Raw genomic sequence first — 15,650 nt, forward strand, 5'->3', positions numbered from 1 at the left:
AGAGCAGCCAGGAGCGGCTAGCGCGATCATGGTTGCTGAACGAGCTATCGTCGCGCTCGGGAACCCCTACCGCCGTGACGACGGTGTTGGTCCCGCGCTCGTCGATCGACTCCGCGGTCGGGAGTTGCCGTCGGTGGACTGTCTCGACCTCGGCGACGCGGGGTTCGATCTGGTGCACGTCGTCGCGGACTACGCGGCCGTCGTGATCGTCGACGCCGTGGACTTCGGGGGTGACCCTGGCGAGATTGTGGTCTTCGACCCGGCGGACGGGATGGAGACCGGCGATCGGCGGGGAACTCACGCCACGGACGCGTTCGAACTCCTCGCAGTCGGCGAGGGGCTGGCGGAGACGCCGACACCGATCCGCGTCGTCGGCGTCCAGCCGGCCGAAACCGGGTACGGTGACACGCTGAGCCCGGCGGTCGCACAGGCACTGCCCGAGGCGAGCGAGACGTTGACGGCGACCGTCCGGTCGCTGTCGGCCGAGGGACGCCTCTCGATTGAGTCCCAATCATCGTGCCATGTCATGTGTATTCAAACCAAGATTGATAATCCCCGGCGACGAAATACAAGTGGTACGATGGATATTGCTGATATAGCCACCCGCGACTACATCGAAGTCGATGCGGACGAGCGCCTGGGCAAAGTCCGGTCGATCTTCGAACGAGAGAACCCGAAAGGAATTATCGTGACCGAGGCGGGTGAGTACGCCGGTGTGATCACCCAAAAGGAACTGGTCCAATCTCACGTCGAGGACCGGGCCAAAGCCAGTGCGCTGATGCAACACGCGCCGAAGGTCAAGCGGACGGGCGACGTTCGCGAGACGGCACGCGTCCTCGTCGAGAGTGGGACCAAGGTCGCACCTGTCTTCGAGGCCAACAAGCTCTGGGGCGTCATCACCGACGACGACATCCTGGAAGCCGTTCTCGACAGCCTCGACGCCCTCACCGTCGAGCAGATCTTTACCGGCGACGTCGTCACGGCCACTGAGGACACTGAAGTCGGCCAGGTGATCAACAAGCTCCGCGAGCACGGCATCTCTCGGCTTCCCGTCCTGAGTGACGACGGGAAGCTGACGGGGATGGTGACCCGCCACGACATCGTCGACGTCGTCGTCCGGGACATGGACAAGGCGACGACCGGCGAGCGCGCCGGCGACGTCGATCGCGTTCTCGATCTGCCCGTCTACGACGTGATGAGCAGTCCCGTCGCGACGACGACCATCGACGAGTCAGTCGAGGACGCCGTCCGCCGGATGCTCGAGAACGACTACGCCGGCCTCGTCGTCACGCCCGAACACGACGACTCGCTGGTCGCCGGAATCATCACCAAGACGGACGTCCTCCGGGCGCTGTCGTTCACCGAGGAGGAACACATGGACGTCCAGATCACGAACATCAAGCTCCTCGATACCCTCTCCCGCCAGGACGTCCGCGTCGGGATCGAAGACGTCGCCGACAAGTACCAGGCGATGCAGGTTCAACACGCCCACGTCCGCTTTCAGGAACACAAGGAGAAACTCCGCGGGACGCCCCTGATCAACTGCCAGATCCGCCTTCGAACCAACAAGGGCCAGGTCGCGGGCACCGGCGAGGGCTACGGCTCGAAGACCGCCTTCAACGTCGCGCTCGATAAACTCCAGCGCAACGTCCTCGAACGCAAGGGCGTCCGGAGCGACGAGGAGTACCGCGGGCAACTCCTGCGGAAACTCGGCGAGTTGTAAGGCTCTCATCTTGGACTCGACCGAACGGAGTGAGGTCGAGCTTTTTCACCCATGTTTTTGCGCAAGTGGTGAGCGCCGTGCGCTCACCCGCAGCGGAAAAAGATGGAGGAGTACCGCGGGCAACTCCTGCGGAAACTCGGCGAACTCTAGCGAGCAGCGGCTTCGAATCTGTAACGGACAGTGCGTTTTATATCCGTTTCCGCCGGGTAGACACCGCAGCACGCCCAATATTTTTCAGCGACCTGGTCCGCTATGAACACATGACCCCTCCAAACCGAGAGCTTCTGGCTGCACTCACCGTCGGTGCAGTGATCGGGGTCGGGCTCCACTGGCTCCTCGGGCAGGTCATCCTCGCGGTCGTGGCGGCCGTCACCTGGGCGGTGGCCATCGGACTCACACTCCACATCCGGCGTGCGTACCCAGCCTTCAGGACGGGCGAGTCCTGGACCGACAAGCGATGAACGGGGCTCGGCGTCGCCGTCGTCTCACTGGCTGCCTTCATCGGTGTGGGACCGGCACTTCCCGTTTCGGTGGACCTTCGGTTCGCACTCGGCCTCCTGGTTCTCGGTGCGTCCTTTACCGCGTATTCGGCCGGAACGCTTGCCGTGCTCGACCGCGTCGACGTTGATTCGAACACGTTACAGTCACCTCGTGTTTCAGACGTAGCGGACGACGATTGAGGGCGGGAACGGGAATGCGGTTCTTGTGCAGTCCTCATTTCGGGAGAACTTCTTCGCTCGTCCTTTGCTGATTCCCCGGTTTGATTCGAGTGGAATCGTTGTTCAGCAAAACCGGCGTTGGTTGCGGTCCTGAGGAACGTTTTCCGGCGCGCGTAGCGCGCCGGTTCACCGCCGGAGCGGGACGCAGTCCCGCGACGGCGGCTTTTTTGGCCGAGCTTTTTGGAGTGAGCGGTGGACGAACGAAGTGAGTCCACCCGAACTCGAAAAAGGTCGTCTCCTACTGGAAGCCGATCCGGTCGGAGCCGCGAGGCTGGCGCGAGTCGGGGCCGCCGCCCTTGAACTGGTCTTCCATCTGCTCGAAGTACTCACGGATGTCGTCGGTGACGGTCGGCCGGACGCCTTCCAGTGCCGACCGGAAGTGCGCCATCCCGATCTCCTCGGCGTCGTCGTTCTCCCGCAACGCCTGGATGGCCGACTCGCGAGCGATGCTCTCTAAGTCGCTGCCGACGTAGCCCTCAGTGATCTCGGCGAGTTCGCGCAGCGAGACGTCGGGCGAGAGCGGGGAGTCACGTGTGTGGATCTGGAGGATCTCCTCGCGACCGTCGACGTCTGGCTCGCCGATGTAGACGAGGCGGTCGAACCGACCCGACCGGATGAGGGCGGGGTCGATCATGTCCGGGCGGTTGGTCGCGCCGATGACCATCACGTCCTCCATGTCTTCGAGACCGTCCATCTCGGTCAACAGTTGGTTGACGACGCGCTCGGAGACGTTCGAACCCGATCCCTGGCCGCCGCGACCGGGGGCAAGCGAGTCGAGTTCGTCGAAGAACACGACCGTCGGGGCGACCTGTCGAGCCTTCCGGAAGGTCTGGCGGATGGCTTTCTCGCTTTCGCCGACCCACTTGCTGAGCAGTTGTGGCCCGCGCACCGAGATGAAGTTGGCGTCGGTCTCGTTGGCGACGGCTTTGGCCATCAGCGTCTTGCCGGTCCCCGGTGGCCCATAGAGCAGGACGCCCGACGGGGGTGCGACGCCCATCCGCTCGAACTTCTCCGGGGTGGTCATCGGCCACTCGATGGACTCCTGGACGTCGTTTTTCGCCGATTCGAGCCCGCCGACGTCGTCCCAGCTAATCTTGGGTAACTCGACGAGGACCTCCCGCATCGCCGACGGTGAGACCTCGTTGAGTGCACCCTTGAAGTCGTCGCGCTTGATGATCATCCGGTCGATCAGACTCGGCGGGATGTCCTCCTCGTCCAGATCGATCTCGGGGAGGTACCGCCGGAGGGCCTTCATCGCCGCCTCCTTGGTGAGGCTCTCGATGTCCGCACCGACGAAGCCGTGAGTGTCCTCGGCCAATCCGGGGAGGTCGACGTCGTCTGAGAGGGGCATCCCGCGGGTGTGGATCTTGAGGATCTCCTCGCGGCCGGTCTCGTCGGGCACGCCGATCTCGATCTCGCGGTCGAAGCGGCCCGGCCGTCGGAGCGCGGGATCGACCGAATCGACGCGGTTGGTCGCGGCGATGACCACGACCTGCCCCCGGGATTCGAGGCCGTCCATCATCGTCAGCAACTGGGCGACGACGCGGCGCTCGACCTCGCCGGTGACGTCCTCGCGTTTGGGCGCGATCGAGTCGAGTTCGTCGATGAAGATGATCGACGGGGACTCCTCGGTGGCGTCCTCGAAGATCTCCCGAAGTTGCTGTTCACTTTCCCCGTAGTACTTCGAGATGATCTCCGGGCCGGCGATCGAGAAGAAACTCGCAGAGGTTTCGTTGGCGACGGCTTTGGCAAGCAGCGTCTTCCCAGTCCCGGGCGGGCCGTGGAGGAGGACGCCGCTCGGCGGTTCGATCCCTAGTTTCTTGAAGATCTGGGGGTGTTTCATCGGCAGTTCGACCATCTCGCGGACGCGCTGGATCTCGTTCTCCAGGCCGCCGATGTCCTCGTAGGTGATCCCGCCGCCGGTCTTGTCGTACCCGGAGATGGGTTCCTCGCGCAACTCGACGTCGGTGTCCTCGGTGATGAGGACGACCCCGTCCGGTTCGGTCTCGACGGCGATCAGCGGGATGGCCTGGCCCGGCGAGCGCATGAACGGATGGTTCGTGCTCGACATCACGGGAACGATGTCGCGCTCGACCACCGGGCGTTTGAGAATCTGGCGTTTGACCATGCCGGCGGCGTCGGAGCCGAACTGGACGCTCGCTTCCTCGGGCGGGGCGAGCACGAGCGAGTCGGCCTTCTCTGCCTCGGCCTTGCGGATCTCGACGCGTTCGCCGATGCCGACGTCGGCGTTCTGGCGGGTGAAGCCGTCGATCCGGACCGTGTCGGTGTTCCAGTCCTGGCGGTCCGCACGCCAGACCTTCGCGGCGGTGGTCTCGGCCCCTTCGATCTCGATGATGTCGCCGGGGGAGAGCTTCAGGTGCAGCAGCGTATCGGGATCGAGGCGCGCGATGCCTCGGCCCGAGTCGTTCGGGTAGGCCTTCGCGACCTCAAGTTGGACTTCGTTCATGATGGGGGTACAGTATGTCACTGTCAGGCATCCTGGGAGATATGCCTTTTGCTAATCGGGGTGTCGTCGCTCGATAGTTCTCTCCCTGAGAGTGGATCGGGTGTCTGCCCGGTCGTCAGGAGAACAGGCCGGTATGCACGGGTGCAAAGTCGCTTTCGGTCGGTTCGTCGTCATCGTCGCTCGTGTCCGTGACGGCCGATCCTGTGACGCCCGCTTCGAGGAAATCGGCAAGTGGCGGACCGACGTTCTCGGGTTCGACGAGGAACGCGTCGTGGCCGTGGTCGGATTCGACGACGTGGTGGGCGGTCGCGGTTCCGGCCTCCCTGAGTGACTCGGCCAGCGATTCAGCCTGGCTCACCGTGAAGTGCCAGTCCGCGGTGAAAGACATCACCAGGGCAGACCCATCGAACGCCGAGAGTGCGTCGGCGTCGGACTCGAAGCCCGCGGCGAGATCGTAGTTCTCGGTCGCACGCGTCATCGTCAGGAAGGCGTTGGCGTCGAAGCGATCGACGAACTTCTCGGCCTGGTAGTCGAGGTAGGATTCGACGTCCCGGTAGGGAAAGAAGGCCGCCGCTGGTTCTTCAGGGAAGGTGCGCTCGGCTTCTCGCCCAGCCGATCGGCGACCGAACTTCCGGTCCATCGAGGCTTTCGAGAGGTACATCACGTGGCCGATCTGGCGGGCCAGGGCCAGACCGTCGGTGGGATCGGGGTGGTCCTCGCCGTAGTAATCGCCGCCGTCCCAGGCGGGATCGGCGGTGATCGCCCGGCGCTTGATGCCGTGGAGCGCGAGCGACTGGGTGTCGAGTCGGGGGGCGGTAGCGATCGTCGCGATGCGATCGACGTGATCCGGGTGACGCTTGGCCCACTCGAGGACGTTCATCCCGCCGACGCTCCCGCCGACGACGGCATGGAGGTGCGGGACCCCGAGTTCGTCGAGCAGGGCGCGCTGGGCCTCCGTCCAGTCGCGCACTGTCACGGGTGGGAAGTCCGTGCCGTAGGGCTCGCCGGTCTCGGGGTTCGTGCTCGCGGGCCCGGTCGTGCCATAGCAGGAGCCGGGGACGTTCGCACAGACGACGTAGTACTCGGTGGTGTCGATGGCCTTCCCGGGACCGACGATGTCGTCCCACCACGCGCGGGCCTGGCCGCTGGTGGCGTCGTCGGCATCGGGATGGGCGGCGACGTGGGCGGAACCGGTCAGGGCGTGACAGATCAGTACCGCATTGTCGCCCTCGAACTCGCCGTAGGTCTCGTAGGCGATCTCGAGTTCGGGAATCGACTCCCCACACTCGAAGTCGAACTCGCCCACCGAGACTGTATCGCGTTCGGCGGTGACCGTCATGTGGCTGTCTCTATCCCGTCTTCGAGGTCCCCAATGATGTCTCTGACGTCTTCGATGCCGACCGACAGCCGGATCATGTCCGGGGCGACGCCGCTCGCCCGCTGTTCCTCGGGTGAGAGTTTGGCGTGGGTCGTCGAGGCCGGGTGGATGAGCAGCGTCTTGGCATCGCCGACGTTCGCCAGGAACTGCGCGAGGTCGGTCTCCTCACAGAGCCGCTTTGCCCCCTCGTAACCGCCGGACAGGCCGAACGTGACCATGCCGCCGTATCCTCCCTGCAGACATTCGCTGGCTTGCTCGTGTGTCTCGTGGGATTCCAGGCCCGGATAGGAGACCCACTCGACGTCAGGGTGGGCATCGAGGAATTCGGCGACGCGAGCGGCGTTCTCGCAGTGGCGTTCCATCCGGACCGCGAGGGTCTCGGCACCCTGCAGCGTCGTCCAGGCGTCGAAGGGCTTCTGACCGTCGCCGACGTTCCGGACCGCCCGCTGGCGGGTCGCGACCGCGAACGCGCGGTCGCCGAAGCGATCGACGAAACTCTCGCCGTCGAGCGCGCCCGCACTCTCGCCCAGCGCGGGGTACTTCTCGGGGTACTCCGCCCAGGGGAAGGAACCGCCGTCGACTACCACGCCGCCGATGGTGGTACCCGAGCCGTGGATCCACTTCGTCGTCGACTCCCAGACCACGTCCGCGCCGTGGTCGATCGGATTGCAGAGATACGGTGTCGCGAACGTGTTGTCGACGACGAGTGGCGCGCCGTGGTCGTGGGCGATCGCGGCGATCCGCTCGATGTCGGGCGTCACGAGGGAGGGATTGCCGATGGTTTCGAGGTGGACGTAGGCCGTCCCGTCGTCGATGGTTTCGGCGTAGGCGTCGTAGTCAAGGGTGTCGACGAAGCGCGCTTCGATCCCCCGCTCGCGGGCGGTCGTCGTCAGATAGGAGTGGGTCCCGCCGTAGATGGAGGCGGCCGAGACGACGTTCTCGCCCGCGCTCGCGAGGACGGTCGTCGTCGCGTCGAGGGCGGCCATCCCCGAGGCCGTCGCGACGGCGTCGACGCCGCCCTCCAGGGACGCCAGCCGTCGTTCGAGCGTCCGGACAGTCGGGTTGTCGAAGCGGCTGTAGACGTTCCCTTCGGCCTCCAAGGCGTACAGATCCGCCGCGTGATCGGCGTCCTCGAAGGCGTAGGACGTCGTCTGGTGGATCGGCGGTGCGACGGCACCGGACTCGGGATCGGGGGACTGCCCGGCGTGGAGACACCGCGTCCCGAAGCGTCGTGGTGGAGGCTCCTGCTCGCTCATGTTTCGTATGCATATACCTCTGGCTTCGTATAACTAAGAGTTACGGCAAAATTGTGTCGTGTGCTGCTTCGGCGGTTCTGCTCTATTCACCGGAATCTATTTTGGCAGACTGATCGGATACACTAGTCGATGAAGACGAACGACTGGTGGCGAGTTCTCGTCTCGACGGTCGGGTTCTGGATCTTGTTGTTTCTCCTTGCGATGGCACTGAAAGAGCTATATTTAAAACCTGCTACGGCGGCGGTTCGGGCATTACTTGTCGCTTTGCCGTGGTTGCTTGGGTTCGTTTTCGCTTGGATTGTCGTTACATCGGAGACGATTCCGTGGCCGGGTGACGAAGACTGAACGTCTCTTTCGCGGTGTTACTGGCTCCATATATCACTCGCCGCGTAGATCCCACTCCTCGAAGCCGAGCGACTCGATCGCGTTCAGGCGTTCACGCTCTTCGTCGGTGAAGCTGATCTCGCTGGCCTGGAGGTTCGCTTCGAGTTGTTCCATCGTACTCACGCCGACGACGGGAATCGTCGGCAGATCGCGGTCGAGCATCCACGCCAGTACGACGGCGTTGCCGTCGACGCCCTTGCGCTCGGCGATGGTCTCGACGACGTCCATCTTGAGGCGGTTCTCCGAGCGGACGTAGCCATCGGGGATTGGGCGGTCGTCGCGGTCGTAGCAGCCCTGCATTGTCGGCGAGTAGGGAAGGACGGTCAGGTCCTCCTGGTCGCAGTAGTCCAGGAGTTCGTCGCTGGCGGGGAGTTGCCCGGCGAAGTCGGCGTCCCGATCGGGGATCATGTACGAGAAGCGCGTCTGAACAGCCTCGAAGCGGGGCCAGCCCTGTTCGGCGGCGATCCGGTTTGCCCGGGCGATCCGCCAGGCGGGCACGTTACTCGCCCCGAGATGCCGGACGTCGCCCGCCTCGACGGCCCCGGCGAGCGTCTCCATCACGTCGACCTGCGGGGTGTCCGGGTCGTCGACGTGGATATACAACAGGTCGATCGTCTCGATCCCCAGGCGCTCGCGGCTCTTTGCGATCTCCTCGTCGATCAGCGCCGGATCGAGACTCCGGGGGACGTCGCCGTAGCTGAACCCGAGTTTCGTCGCGATCGTCATCTCCTCGCGGACGCCGCGCTCCTCGAGCCACTCGCCGACGAGCGGTTCGCTCTCCGGTTCGTCGTAGCCGTCGACCCACGTCGCGTAGATGTTCGCGGTGTCGATGAACCGACCGCCGGCCTCGTAGTACCGATCCAGCAGCGCGAAGGACGTTTCCCGGTCGATCCGGCTGCCGAAGTACATCGCACCCAGCGAGAGTTCGCTCACTGATTCGCCGGTCGTACCAAGCGGTTTGGTGTCCATGCCCGAACTGTCGTCGGGACGGTCGAAAAACGTTCGCGTCAAATGGAGTCGTGTCGAATGGGGTCGTGTCGATCGGGCGGCGGGTTCGTTTGAGGCGGCGGCGCAGCGTCGTATCAAAACTACCATACATCCCGACTGCGAGAGTCCGGATACGAAGGTGGAATCCGTGACCGAGAAACGCGAATATACCGACGATTACCCCGAGAAGACGCTGTACATCCCCGGTCCGACCGAAGTCCGCGAAGACGTCATCGAGGCGATGGCCCAGCCGATGTTCGGCCACCGGATGGATCGGATGACCGACCTCTACACCACGATCGTCGAGGACACGAAGGACTTCCTCGATACCGACAACGAGGTCATCATCCTTACGGGCTCGGGGACGGAGTTCTGGGAGGCCTCGACGCTGAACCTCGTCGACGAGAAGATCCTCGTGCCGACCTGCGGGAGTTTCAGCGAACGCCACGCCAACGTCGCCGAGCGACTGGGCAAGGACGTCGACCGCCTGGAGTACGACTGGGGCGAGGCGATCAAGCCCGAGGACGTCCGGGAGGCAATCGAGGCGAGCGACAACGAGTACGACGTCGTCGCGAGCGTGATGAACGAGTCCTCGACTGGCGTCCGGAATCCGATCGAGGAGATCGGCGACGTCGTCGCTGAATACGAGGACACGTACTTTGTCGTCGACGCCGTGAGCGCACTGGGCGGCGATTACGTCGACATCGACAAGCACAACATCGACGTCATCTTCACCTCGACCCAGAAGGCCTTCGCGATGCCGCCCGGGCTCGCGATCGCCGTCGTCAGCGACGAGGCCTACGAGCGCGAACTCGAGAAGGACTCGGCATCGTGGTACGGTGGCTTCCAGCGCTGTCTGGACTACTACGACCGGAAAGGCCAGACACACTCGACGCCCGCGATCCCGATCATGCTGGCCTACCGCAAGCAAATGAAACACATGCTCGAAGAGGGCCATCACGCCAGGGACGAGCGCCACCGCGAGATGACCGAGTACGTCCACGAGTGGGCACGCGAGCACTTCGATCTGTTCGCCGAGGAAGGCTATCGCTCCCAGACGGTCTCCTGCATCGAGAACACCCAGGGCATCGACGTGGCTGCGACGATCGAGGAGGTCTCCGAGAAGTACGACATGGTCTTCTCGAACGGCTACGGCTCCCAACTCGGCGAGGACACGTTCCGGATCGGTCACATGGGCGAACACGACCTCGAGAGCATCAAGGAGTTGACCGACGCGATCGAGGACGTCGCCGAATTGTAGGGACTCGACGGTCGACCACGCGGACGGCAGTAATTACTATATACACAGCCTTCGAATACACAGATACACAGATGTCGAGCAAGACGATCAGTCTCAAGGAGGAAACCTACGAGCGACTGCGGCGAGCGAAGGGGGACGACGAGAGCTTCAGCGACGCGATCGATCGGTTACTCGGCGGTGACGACGGGCACCCGCTGTTCGATCTCGTCGGACTACTCGACGATGCGGAAGCCGAGCGTGTCCGTGAGCGGGCGGACAAGTTTCGCGAGAACGTCGACGAGCGAGTGGGCGAGGTCGATCAGTGATCCTCGATTCGTGTTTCCTGATCGATTTGCTCGATAGCGAGGCGGCCGCGGTCGCCAAACTCGAGGAGATCGACGACGAACTCCTCGTGGTTCCGACGCTCGTCTACACCGAGGTCGCCGTCGGGATCGGTCCGGAGACGTCGACGGGCGAGCGATTCGAGGCGATCATGGACGACGTCCCGCTGGTGGCCTACGACGGCGAGGCTGCTCGCCGGGCCGTCGACGTCCAGCGGGACCTCCAGGCAGCCGGCGAGCGGATCGGCGCTATCGACGCCATGATCGCCGGGATCGCGCTGGCCCGGGACGAATCCGTCGTGACGCGCAACGCCGGGGAGTTCGCCCGGACGCCGGTTCGCGTGAGTCCGTATTGAACTGGAAGCGACGGGACTTATCGAACCTTCAAAGAGGGTGTGGCCGCGATGGAACGGTAATGACAGCCGAGGCCTCCGAAGACAACTCCTACGTCGAGGACCCACCGACGGACTTCGAGCCGGTCGAAGATATCGACGCCGAAACCGCCCGCCAGCAGGCCCAGCAGTTACGTGAGGCGATCCGGTATCACGACCACCGTTATTACGTCGAGAACGATCCCGTGATCGGTGACCGGACCTACGACGCGCTCTTTGCCCGCCTCGAAGCCCTCGAGGACCACTTCGATCTCGATCGTGAGGACAGCCCGACCCGGCGGGTCGGCGGCGAACCGCTCGACGAACTCGAATCCGTCGAACACGTCGCGCCCATGCAGTCGATCGACCAGGGTGGCGAGGAGACTGACGTCCGGGAGTTCGACGACCGGGTCGCCCGTGGACTCGCAGACGCAGGCTTCGATCCGGCCGAACGCGCGTACTTCTGTGAGCCGAAGTTCGACGGCCTCTCGGTCGAAGTCGTCTACGAGGACGGCGTCTACCAGTGGGCAGCGACCCGGGGAGACGGCGAGGTGGGGGAGGACGTCACCGAGAACGTCCGGACGATTCCGAGCGTTCCGGGACGCTTGCGCGGCGACTATCCGGACTTTCTGGCGGTCCGTGGCGAGGTCTACATCCCGACCGAGGACTTCCAGGCGTACAACCGCGAACGCATCGAGCGCGGCGACGACCCCTTCGCCAACCCCCGGAATGCGGCCGCCGGGACGCTCCGCCAACTCGATCCGTCGATCACCGCCGAACGGCCACTCGCAATCTTCTTCTTCGGCGTCCTCGATGCGAGCGTGGACTTTGCGACCAACGCTGCGGTCTACGACCGGCTCCCAGAGTGGGGACTGCGCGTCACCGACCTCGCCGAGGAAGTCGACTCGATCGAGGAGGCTATCGACTACCGCGACCGCTTGCTCGACGAACGGGACGACCTCCCCTTCGAGATCGACGGGGTCGTGCTCAAGCTGAACGATCGGGCGGCCTGCGAGGCGCTCGGATCGACAGCCCGCGCACCGCGGTGGGCCTTCGCCTACAAGTTCCCCGCCCGGACAGAGCGGACGACGATCCGGGACGTGGTCGTCCAGGTCGGCCGGACCGGGCGGCTGACGCCCGTCGCGCTCATGGATCCGGTCGAGGTCGGCGGCGTGACGGTCTCGCGGGCCTCGCTGCACAACCCCGCCGAGATCGAACGCCTCGGCGTCGACGTCGGCGACGAAGTACGCGTCCAGCGCGCCGGCGACGTGATCCCGGAAGTCGCGGAAGTCGTCGAGGCGGCGAGCGACGGAACCTTCGACTTCCCCGAGTCTTGCCCCGTCTGCGACAGCCCGGTCGAGCGCGACGGTCCGCTCGCGTTCTGTACCGGTGGATTGGCGTGCCCGGCTCAACTCGAACGGGCGATCGTCCACTACGCGAGTCGCGACGGCCTCGACATCGAGGGACTCGGCGAGGAGCGGGTTCAGCAACTCCTCGATGCGGGGCTGGTCGAGGAACTGGCCGACCTCTACGAACTCGGCCAACTCGATCTGACCTCGCTCGAGGGCTGGGGCATGCAGTCGGTCGCCAACCTGCAGGAGGAACTCGAAGCCAGTCGGGAACCCCCGCTCGACGACTTCCTCGCGGCGCTGAACGTCCCCTCGCTCGGCGATGCGACGGCGACCGCCCTCGCCCGGGAGTTCGGCACGTTCGAAGCCGTGATGGACGCCGACCGCGAGCAGCTTCAGGCGGTCGACGACGTCGGGCCGAAGGTAGCTGCGGAGATTCGGGACTTCTTCGAGACCGAGCGCAACCGCGAGGCGATCGAGCGGCTGCTCGAACACGTCGATCCACAGCCCTACGAAGCCGAGGGTGGCGACGAACTCGACGGGCTGACGTTCGTCTTCACCGGGACGCTCTCGAACTATACACGGAGCGAGGCCCAGGAACTCGTCGAGGCCCACGGGGCGTCGGCGACGAGCAGCGTCTCGGGCAACACGGATTATCTGGTCGTGGGCGAGAATCCGGGCCAGCGCAAGCGCGAGGACGCCGCGACCAATGACGTTCCAATCGTCGACGAGGACGAGTTCGAGTCTTTGTTGGCCGAACGTGGCGTCCTGGACTAATCCGGGAGTGCCCGGAACCGTTTCCGGACCGTTTCACTACCGACTCGACGCGTTTTGACGCATCCCGCGCCCATATGCCTGTCCGGTCCGAATACTATCTACAATGAGTCTCGAATCGACGGGCACCCTCTACAAGGCCTCACGCACGGACGTCTCACAGAACCAGGGGAAGTTTCGCACTCGCTTCAATTTCCCCGGGCGGAACCTTCCCGACCACGACGACCACGGATACGGCCCGCTCGCGACCGTTGTCGAGTCGTTCATGGACCCGGACACCCTCATTTCGATGCACCAGCACCGTAACGAGGAAATCATCTCCTGGGTGCCCGCGGGCGTGATGCGCCACGACGACGGCGAGGGGAACAAGCTCGTCACCGATCCCGAGCATCTCATGGTGATGAACGCCGGCAGCGGGTTCTGGCACGAGGAGCGAACCCTCGCCGACGATCCACCGCTGCGGATGCTCCAGATCTTCGTCCGCCCGCACAGCCTCGACCTCGAACCAGAGATCCAGCACGAGCCGATTCCCGAGCCAGTCGAGGGTGAGTGGCGACATCTCTTCGGCCCCGAAGGATCGGACGCACCGCTGTTCGTCCGTAACGACGTTCACTTCTACGACGTTCGCCTCACTGAGGGCGAACGCATCGACCTGCCGACCGAACCCGGGTGGGACACGTACTTCTACGTCTTCGACGGGGCGGTCACGGCCCGGGATACACACTTCGGAAAGACGGAGAGCGGTTTGCTCGTCGATGGGAATGAGACGACAGTCACTGCCGAAGCTGACACGCTACTCGTTGCGTTCACCATCGACCCCGACGCACCGATCACCCGTCAGGGGACGATCGGCCGCTGAACAGACCAGCAATCCACGCTTCGGACCGTCGCGTCCTACAGATCTGACGTCTGGAATCGCCAGTAGCCGATCGCCAGCGGCAGGACGATCCACGCGAGCACGACGACGCCGGCGAAGGCGGGTTCCTGATACCACGGGAGTCCATCGCCGACACTTCCGGCCGCGAGCGGGAACGAACCGACGATCTCTTCGAGGACCGGTTCGGCGAGGTTCCGCAGGGCGGCGAACGGCGATAGCTGGACGAAGACGGCCGCCCACTCCGGCTGTGGCCCGCTCGGCATCGAGAGACCGTTGAGGAGATACCTGACTCCGCTGGGGATGACCGTCCACAGTTGCATGACGAACAGGAGGAAGACGCCGAAGGAGCCCCCGGCAGAGAGCGTCGTCGATCTGGTGAACGTCGAGATGCCGAGCGCGATCGCGGTGAACACCAGCGACAGGAGCCAGATCATCGCGAAGGCACCGGCCAGTGCGACCGGATCGACCGGCGCACCCCGGACGGCCACCACGAGTGGCGCGAGGACGAACACCGGGACGAGGACGACGGTCATGACGGCCATCCGTCCGACCAGACTCCCGAGGACGATCGTCCGCCGGGAGAAGGGCAGACTCAACAAGACGGAGAGTTCGCCGGTGGCTCGCTTCCCGACGACGTCGGCCTGGCTGATCGTCAGTGCGACGATCGGGGCGAGAAAGGCAAACACCGAAAGCAGGATCATCGCCGTGTCGCCGCCGGAGACGAACTCGGGATTGTCGCCCACGAAGTAGCCGATCCCGAGGGCAAACAGCCCGAGCAGCGCGAGCAGGTAGTAGAGCTGTCGATCGCGACGGGAGTCGGCGAAGTCCTTGCGGGCGATCTGCAACCAGCGCATCTCAGGCACCCCCCGTGTAGGCGGCGAACAGATCCTCCAGGCTCGCCTCGCTGGTCTCGATGTTCTCGACGGTCGCGCCCGCTTGCTGGCACGTCCGGACGACGCTCCCCTTCGCGGGGTTCTCACAGCCGGCGACGATCGCATCCCCGTCTGTGCGGACCGATGTGACGCCCTCGATCGTTTCGACGTCCTCGGCCAGCCCATCGGGGACGCCGTCGAGCGTCACGGTCATCTCGCCGGTCGTCCCGGCAGCCTCCCGGAGCCCGTCGATGGAGTCGACCGCGACGAGGTTGCCGTAATCGAGGATGCCGACCCGATCACAGACGGCCTCGACCTGCTGGAGGATGTGGCTCGAGAAGAACACGGTCGCGCCGCGTTCGGCCTCCGCCCGGACGATTTCGCGCATCTGTCGGGCACCGTTGGGATCGAGGCCGGTCGTCGGCTCGTCGAGGATGAGCAAGTCGGGCTCGCCGACCAGCGCCATCCCGAGCATGAGCCGCTGGGTCATCCCCTTCGAGTAGCCGCTTGCGGGTCGATCGGCCGCGTGGTCGATGCCGACCCGCTCGACGATTCGGTCCGGATCGTCGGCGGCGTCTTTGGCCTCGACAGTGAATTCGACGTGCTGGCGGCCGGTCATCTCGCCGAGCGGACCGAAGGTTTCGGGCAACACGCCCGTCCGTTCCCGGACGGCGACGGTCTCGTCCTGTGCGTCCATGCCGAGCACCGCCGCGCGACCGGCCGTCGGGCGAGCGTGATCGAGCAGGATGTCGATCGTGGTCGACTTCCCCGCCCCGTTGGGGCCGAGAAAGCCGAACACCTCGCCGTCTTCGACGGTGAGGTCGACTGACTGGAGGGCAGTGACGTCACCGTACGTCTTGGTGACGTCAGTAAGGTCGATGGCGACCATGCCCGCCCTTCCGAAGGGGCCGC

The 15,650-nt window shown here is 64.8% G+C and carries 15 protein-coding genes and 1 pseudogene; 10 read left to right on the plus strand and 6 right to left on the minus strand.

Annotation, left to right across the window (positions count from 1 at the left end; genetic code table 11):
- Positions 1 to 28: 28 nt before the first annotated feature.
- From HTIA_RS17215 to HTIA_RS17055, 4 genes and pseudogenes are all read left to right on the plus strand, one after another.
- Positions 29 to 451 (plus strand): annotated as a pseudogene (locus HTIA_RS17215) (hydrogenase maturation protease); the annotation flags it as partial.
- 129 nt (positions 452 to 580) lie between these two features.
- Positions 581 to 1,723, plus strand: coding sequence for a CBS domain-containing protein (locus tag HTIA_RS11705; protein WP_008526673.1), 1,143 nt, complete (start codon positions 581 to 583; stop codon positions 1,721 to 1,723).
- 260 nt (positions 1,724 to 1,983) lie between these two features.
- Positions 1,984 to 2,184: a hypothetical protein gene (locus tag HTIA_RS17050; RefSeq protein WP_008526672.1), complete on the plus strand. Its 201-nt coding sequence runs from the start codon at positions 1,984 to 1,986 to the stop codon at positions 2,182 to 2,184.
- A 69-nt stretch (positions 2,185 to 2,253) separates the two neighbouring features.
- Positions 2,254 to 2,403, plus strand: a complete 150-nt coding sequence (locus tag HTIA_RS17055; RefSeq protein WP_008526671.1) for a hypothetical protein — start codon at positions 2,254 to 2,256, stop codon at positions 2,401 to 2,403.
- Between the two features lie 277 nt (positions 2,404 to 2,680).
- Here the strand turns inward: HTIA_RS17055 and HTIA_RS11715 are convergent, their stop codons facing one another.
- From HTIA_RS11715 to HTIA_RS11725, 3 genes are all read right to left on the minus strand, one after another.
- Entirely contained in the window at positions 2,681 to 4,909 is a 2,229-nt protein-coding gene (locus HTIA_RS11715) for a CDC48 family AAA ATPase (protein WP_008526670.1), read from the minus strand.
- Between the two features lie 115 nt (positions 4,910 to 5,024).
- A complete protein-coding gene (gene metX, locus HTIA_RS11720) occupies positions 5,025 to 6,248 on the minus strand; it encodes a homoserine O-acetyltransferase MetX (RefSeq protein WP_008526669.1) in 1,224 nt (407 codons plus the stop codon).
- Positions 6,245 to 7,543 (minus strand): O-acetylhomoserine aminocarboxypropyltransferase/cysteine synthase family protein, encoded by a 1,299-nt coding sequence (locus HTIA_RS11725; protein WP_008526668.1) that lies wholly within the window; start codon positions 7,541 to 7,543, stop codon positions 6,245 to 6,247. Before HTIA_RS11725 ends, metX begins: the two co-directional genes overlap by 4 nt.
- A 129-nt stretch (positions 7,544 to 7,672) precedes the next feature.
- Between HTIA_RS11725 and HTIA_RS11730 the strand changes: the two genes are divergently transcribed.
- A complete protein-coding gene (locus HTIA_RS11730; protein ID WP_008526667.1) occupies positions 7,673 to 7,888 on the plus strand; it encodes a hypothetical protein in 216 nt (71 codons plus the stop codon).
- Between the two features lie 33 nt (positions 7,889 to 7,921).
- Here HTIA_RS11730 and HTIA_RS11735 read toward each other — a convergent pair whose 3' ends face one another.
- Positions 7,922 to 8,896 carry an aldo/keto reductase gene (locus HTIA_RS11735; protein WP_008526666.1) on the minus strand — a complete coding sequence of 325 codons (975 nt, stop codon included), beginning with the start codon at positions 8,894 to 8,896 and terminating at the stop codon, positions 7,922 to 7,924.
- 166 nt (positions 8,897 to 9,062) lie between these two features.
- Between HTIA_RS11735 and HTIA_RS11740 the strand changes: the two genes are divergently transcribed.
- The 5 genes from HTIA_RS11740 to HTIA_RS11760 all read left to right on the plus strand — a co-directional run bounded on the left by HTIA_RS11740 (position 9,063) and on the right by HTIA_RS11760 (position 13,848).
- Positions 9,063 to 10,175, plus strand: coding sequence for a pyridoxal-phosphate-dependent aminotransferase family protein (locus HTIA_RS11740; protein ID WP_008526665.1), 1,113 nt, complete (start codon positions 9,063 to 9,065; stop codon positions 10,173 to 10,175).
- A gap of 71 nt (positions 10,176 to 10,246) precedes the next feature.
- Complete coding sequence (locus HTIA_RS11745; RefSeq protein ID WP_008526664.1) at positions 10,247 to 10,480, plus strand: antitoxin VapB family protein; 234 nt, start codon at positions 10,247 to 10,249, stop codon at positions 10,478 to 10,480.
- Complete coding sequence (locus tag HTIA_RS11750) at positions 10,477 to 10,851, plus strand: type II toxin-antitoxin system VapC family toxin (RefSeq protein WP_008526663.1); 375 nt, start codon at positions 10,477 to 10,479, stop codon at positions 10,849 to 10,851. Before HTIA_RS11745 ends, HTIA_RS11750 begins: the two co-directional genes overlap by 4 nt.
- Before the next feature lie 59 nt (positions 10,852 to 10,910).
- Entirely contained in the window at positions 10,911 to 12,992 is a 2,082-nt protein-coding gene (gene ligA / locus HTIA_RS11755) for an NAD-dependent DNA ligase LigA (RefSeq protein WP_008526662.1), read from the plus strand.
- Positions 12,993 to 13,095: 103 nt separating this feature from the next.
- Positions 13,096 to 13,848, plus strand: a complete 753-nt coding sequence (locus HTIA_RS11760; RefSeq protein ID WP_008526661.1) for a pirin family protein — start codon at positions 13,096 to 13,098, stop codon at positions 13,846 to 13,848.
- Positions 13,849 to 13,883: 35 nt separating this feature from the next.
- On the opposite strand, the gene HTIA_RS11765 is transcribed toward HTIA_RS11760, so the two are convergent.
- Both HTIA_RS11765 and HTIA_RS11770 read right to left on the minus strand, forming a co-directional pair.
- Entirely contained in the window at positions 13,884 to 14,720 is an 837-nt protein-coding gene (locus tag HTIA_RS11765; RefSeq protein WP_008526660.1) for an ABC transporter permease subunit, read from the minus strand.
- Position 14,721: 1 nt separating this feature from the next.
- The gene (locus tag HTIA_RS11770; RefSeq protein WP_008526659.1) at positions 14,722 to 15,627 is read right to left on the minus strand and encodes an ABC transporter ATP-binding protein; all 906 of its coding nucleotides are present in this window, start codon (positions 15,625 to 15,627) and stop codon (positions 14,722 to 14,724) included.
- Positions 15,628 to 15,650 lie beyond the last annotated feature (23 nt).

Origin of the sequence: Halorhabdus tiamatea SARL4B, assembly GCF_000470655.1 — an archaeon.
GTDB classification, from domain to species: Archaea; Halobacteriota; Halobacteria; order Halobacteriales; family Haloarculaceae; genus Halorhabdus; species Halorhabdus tiamatea.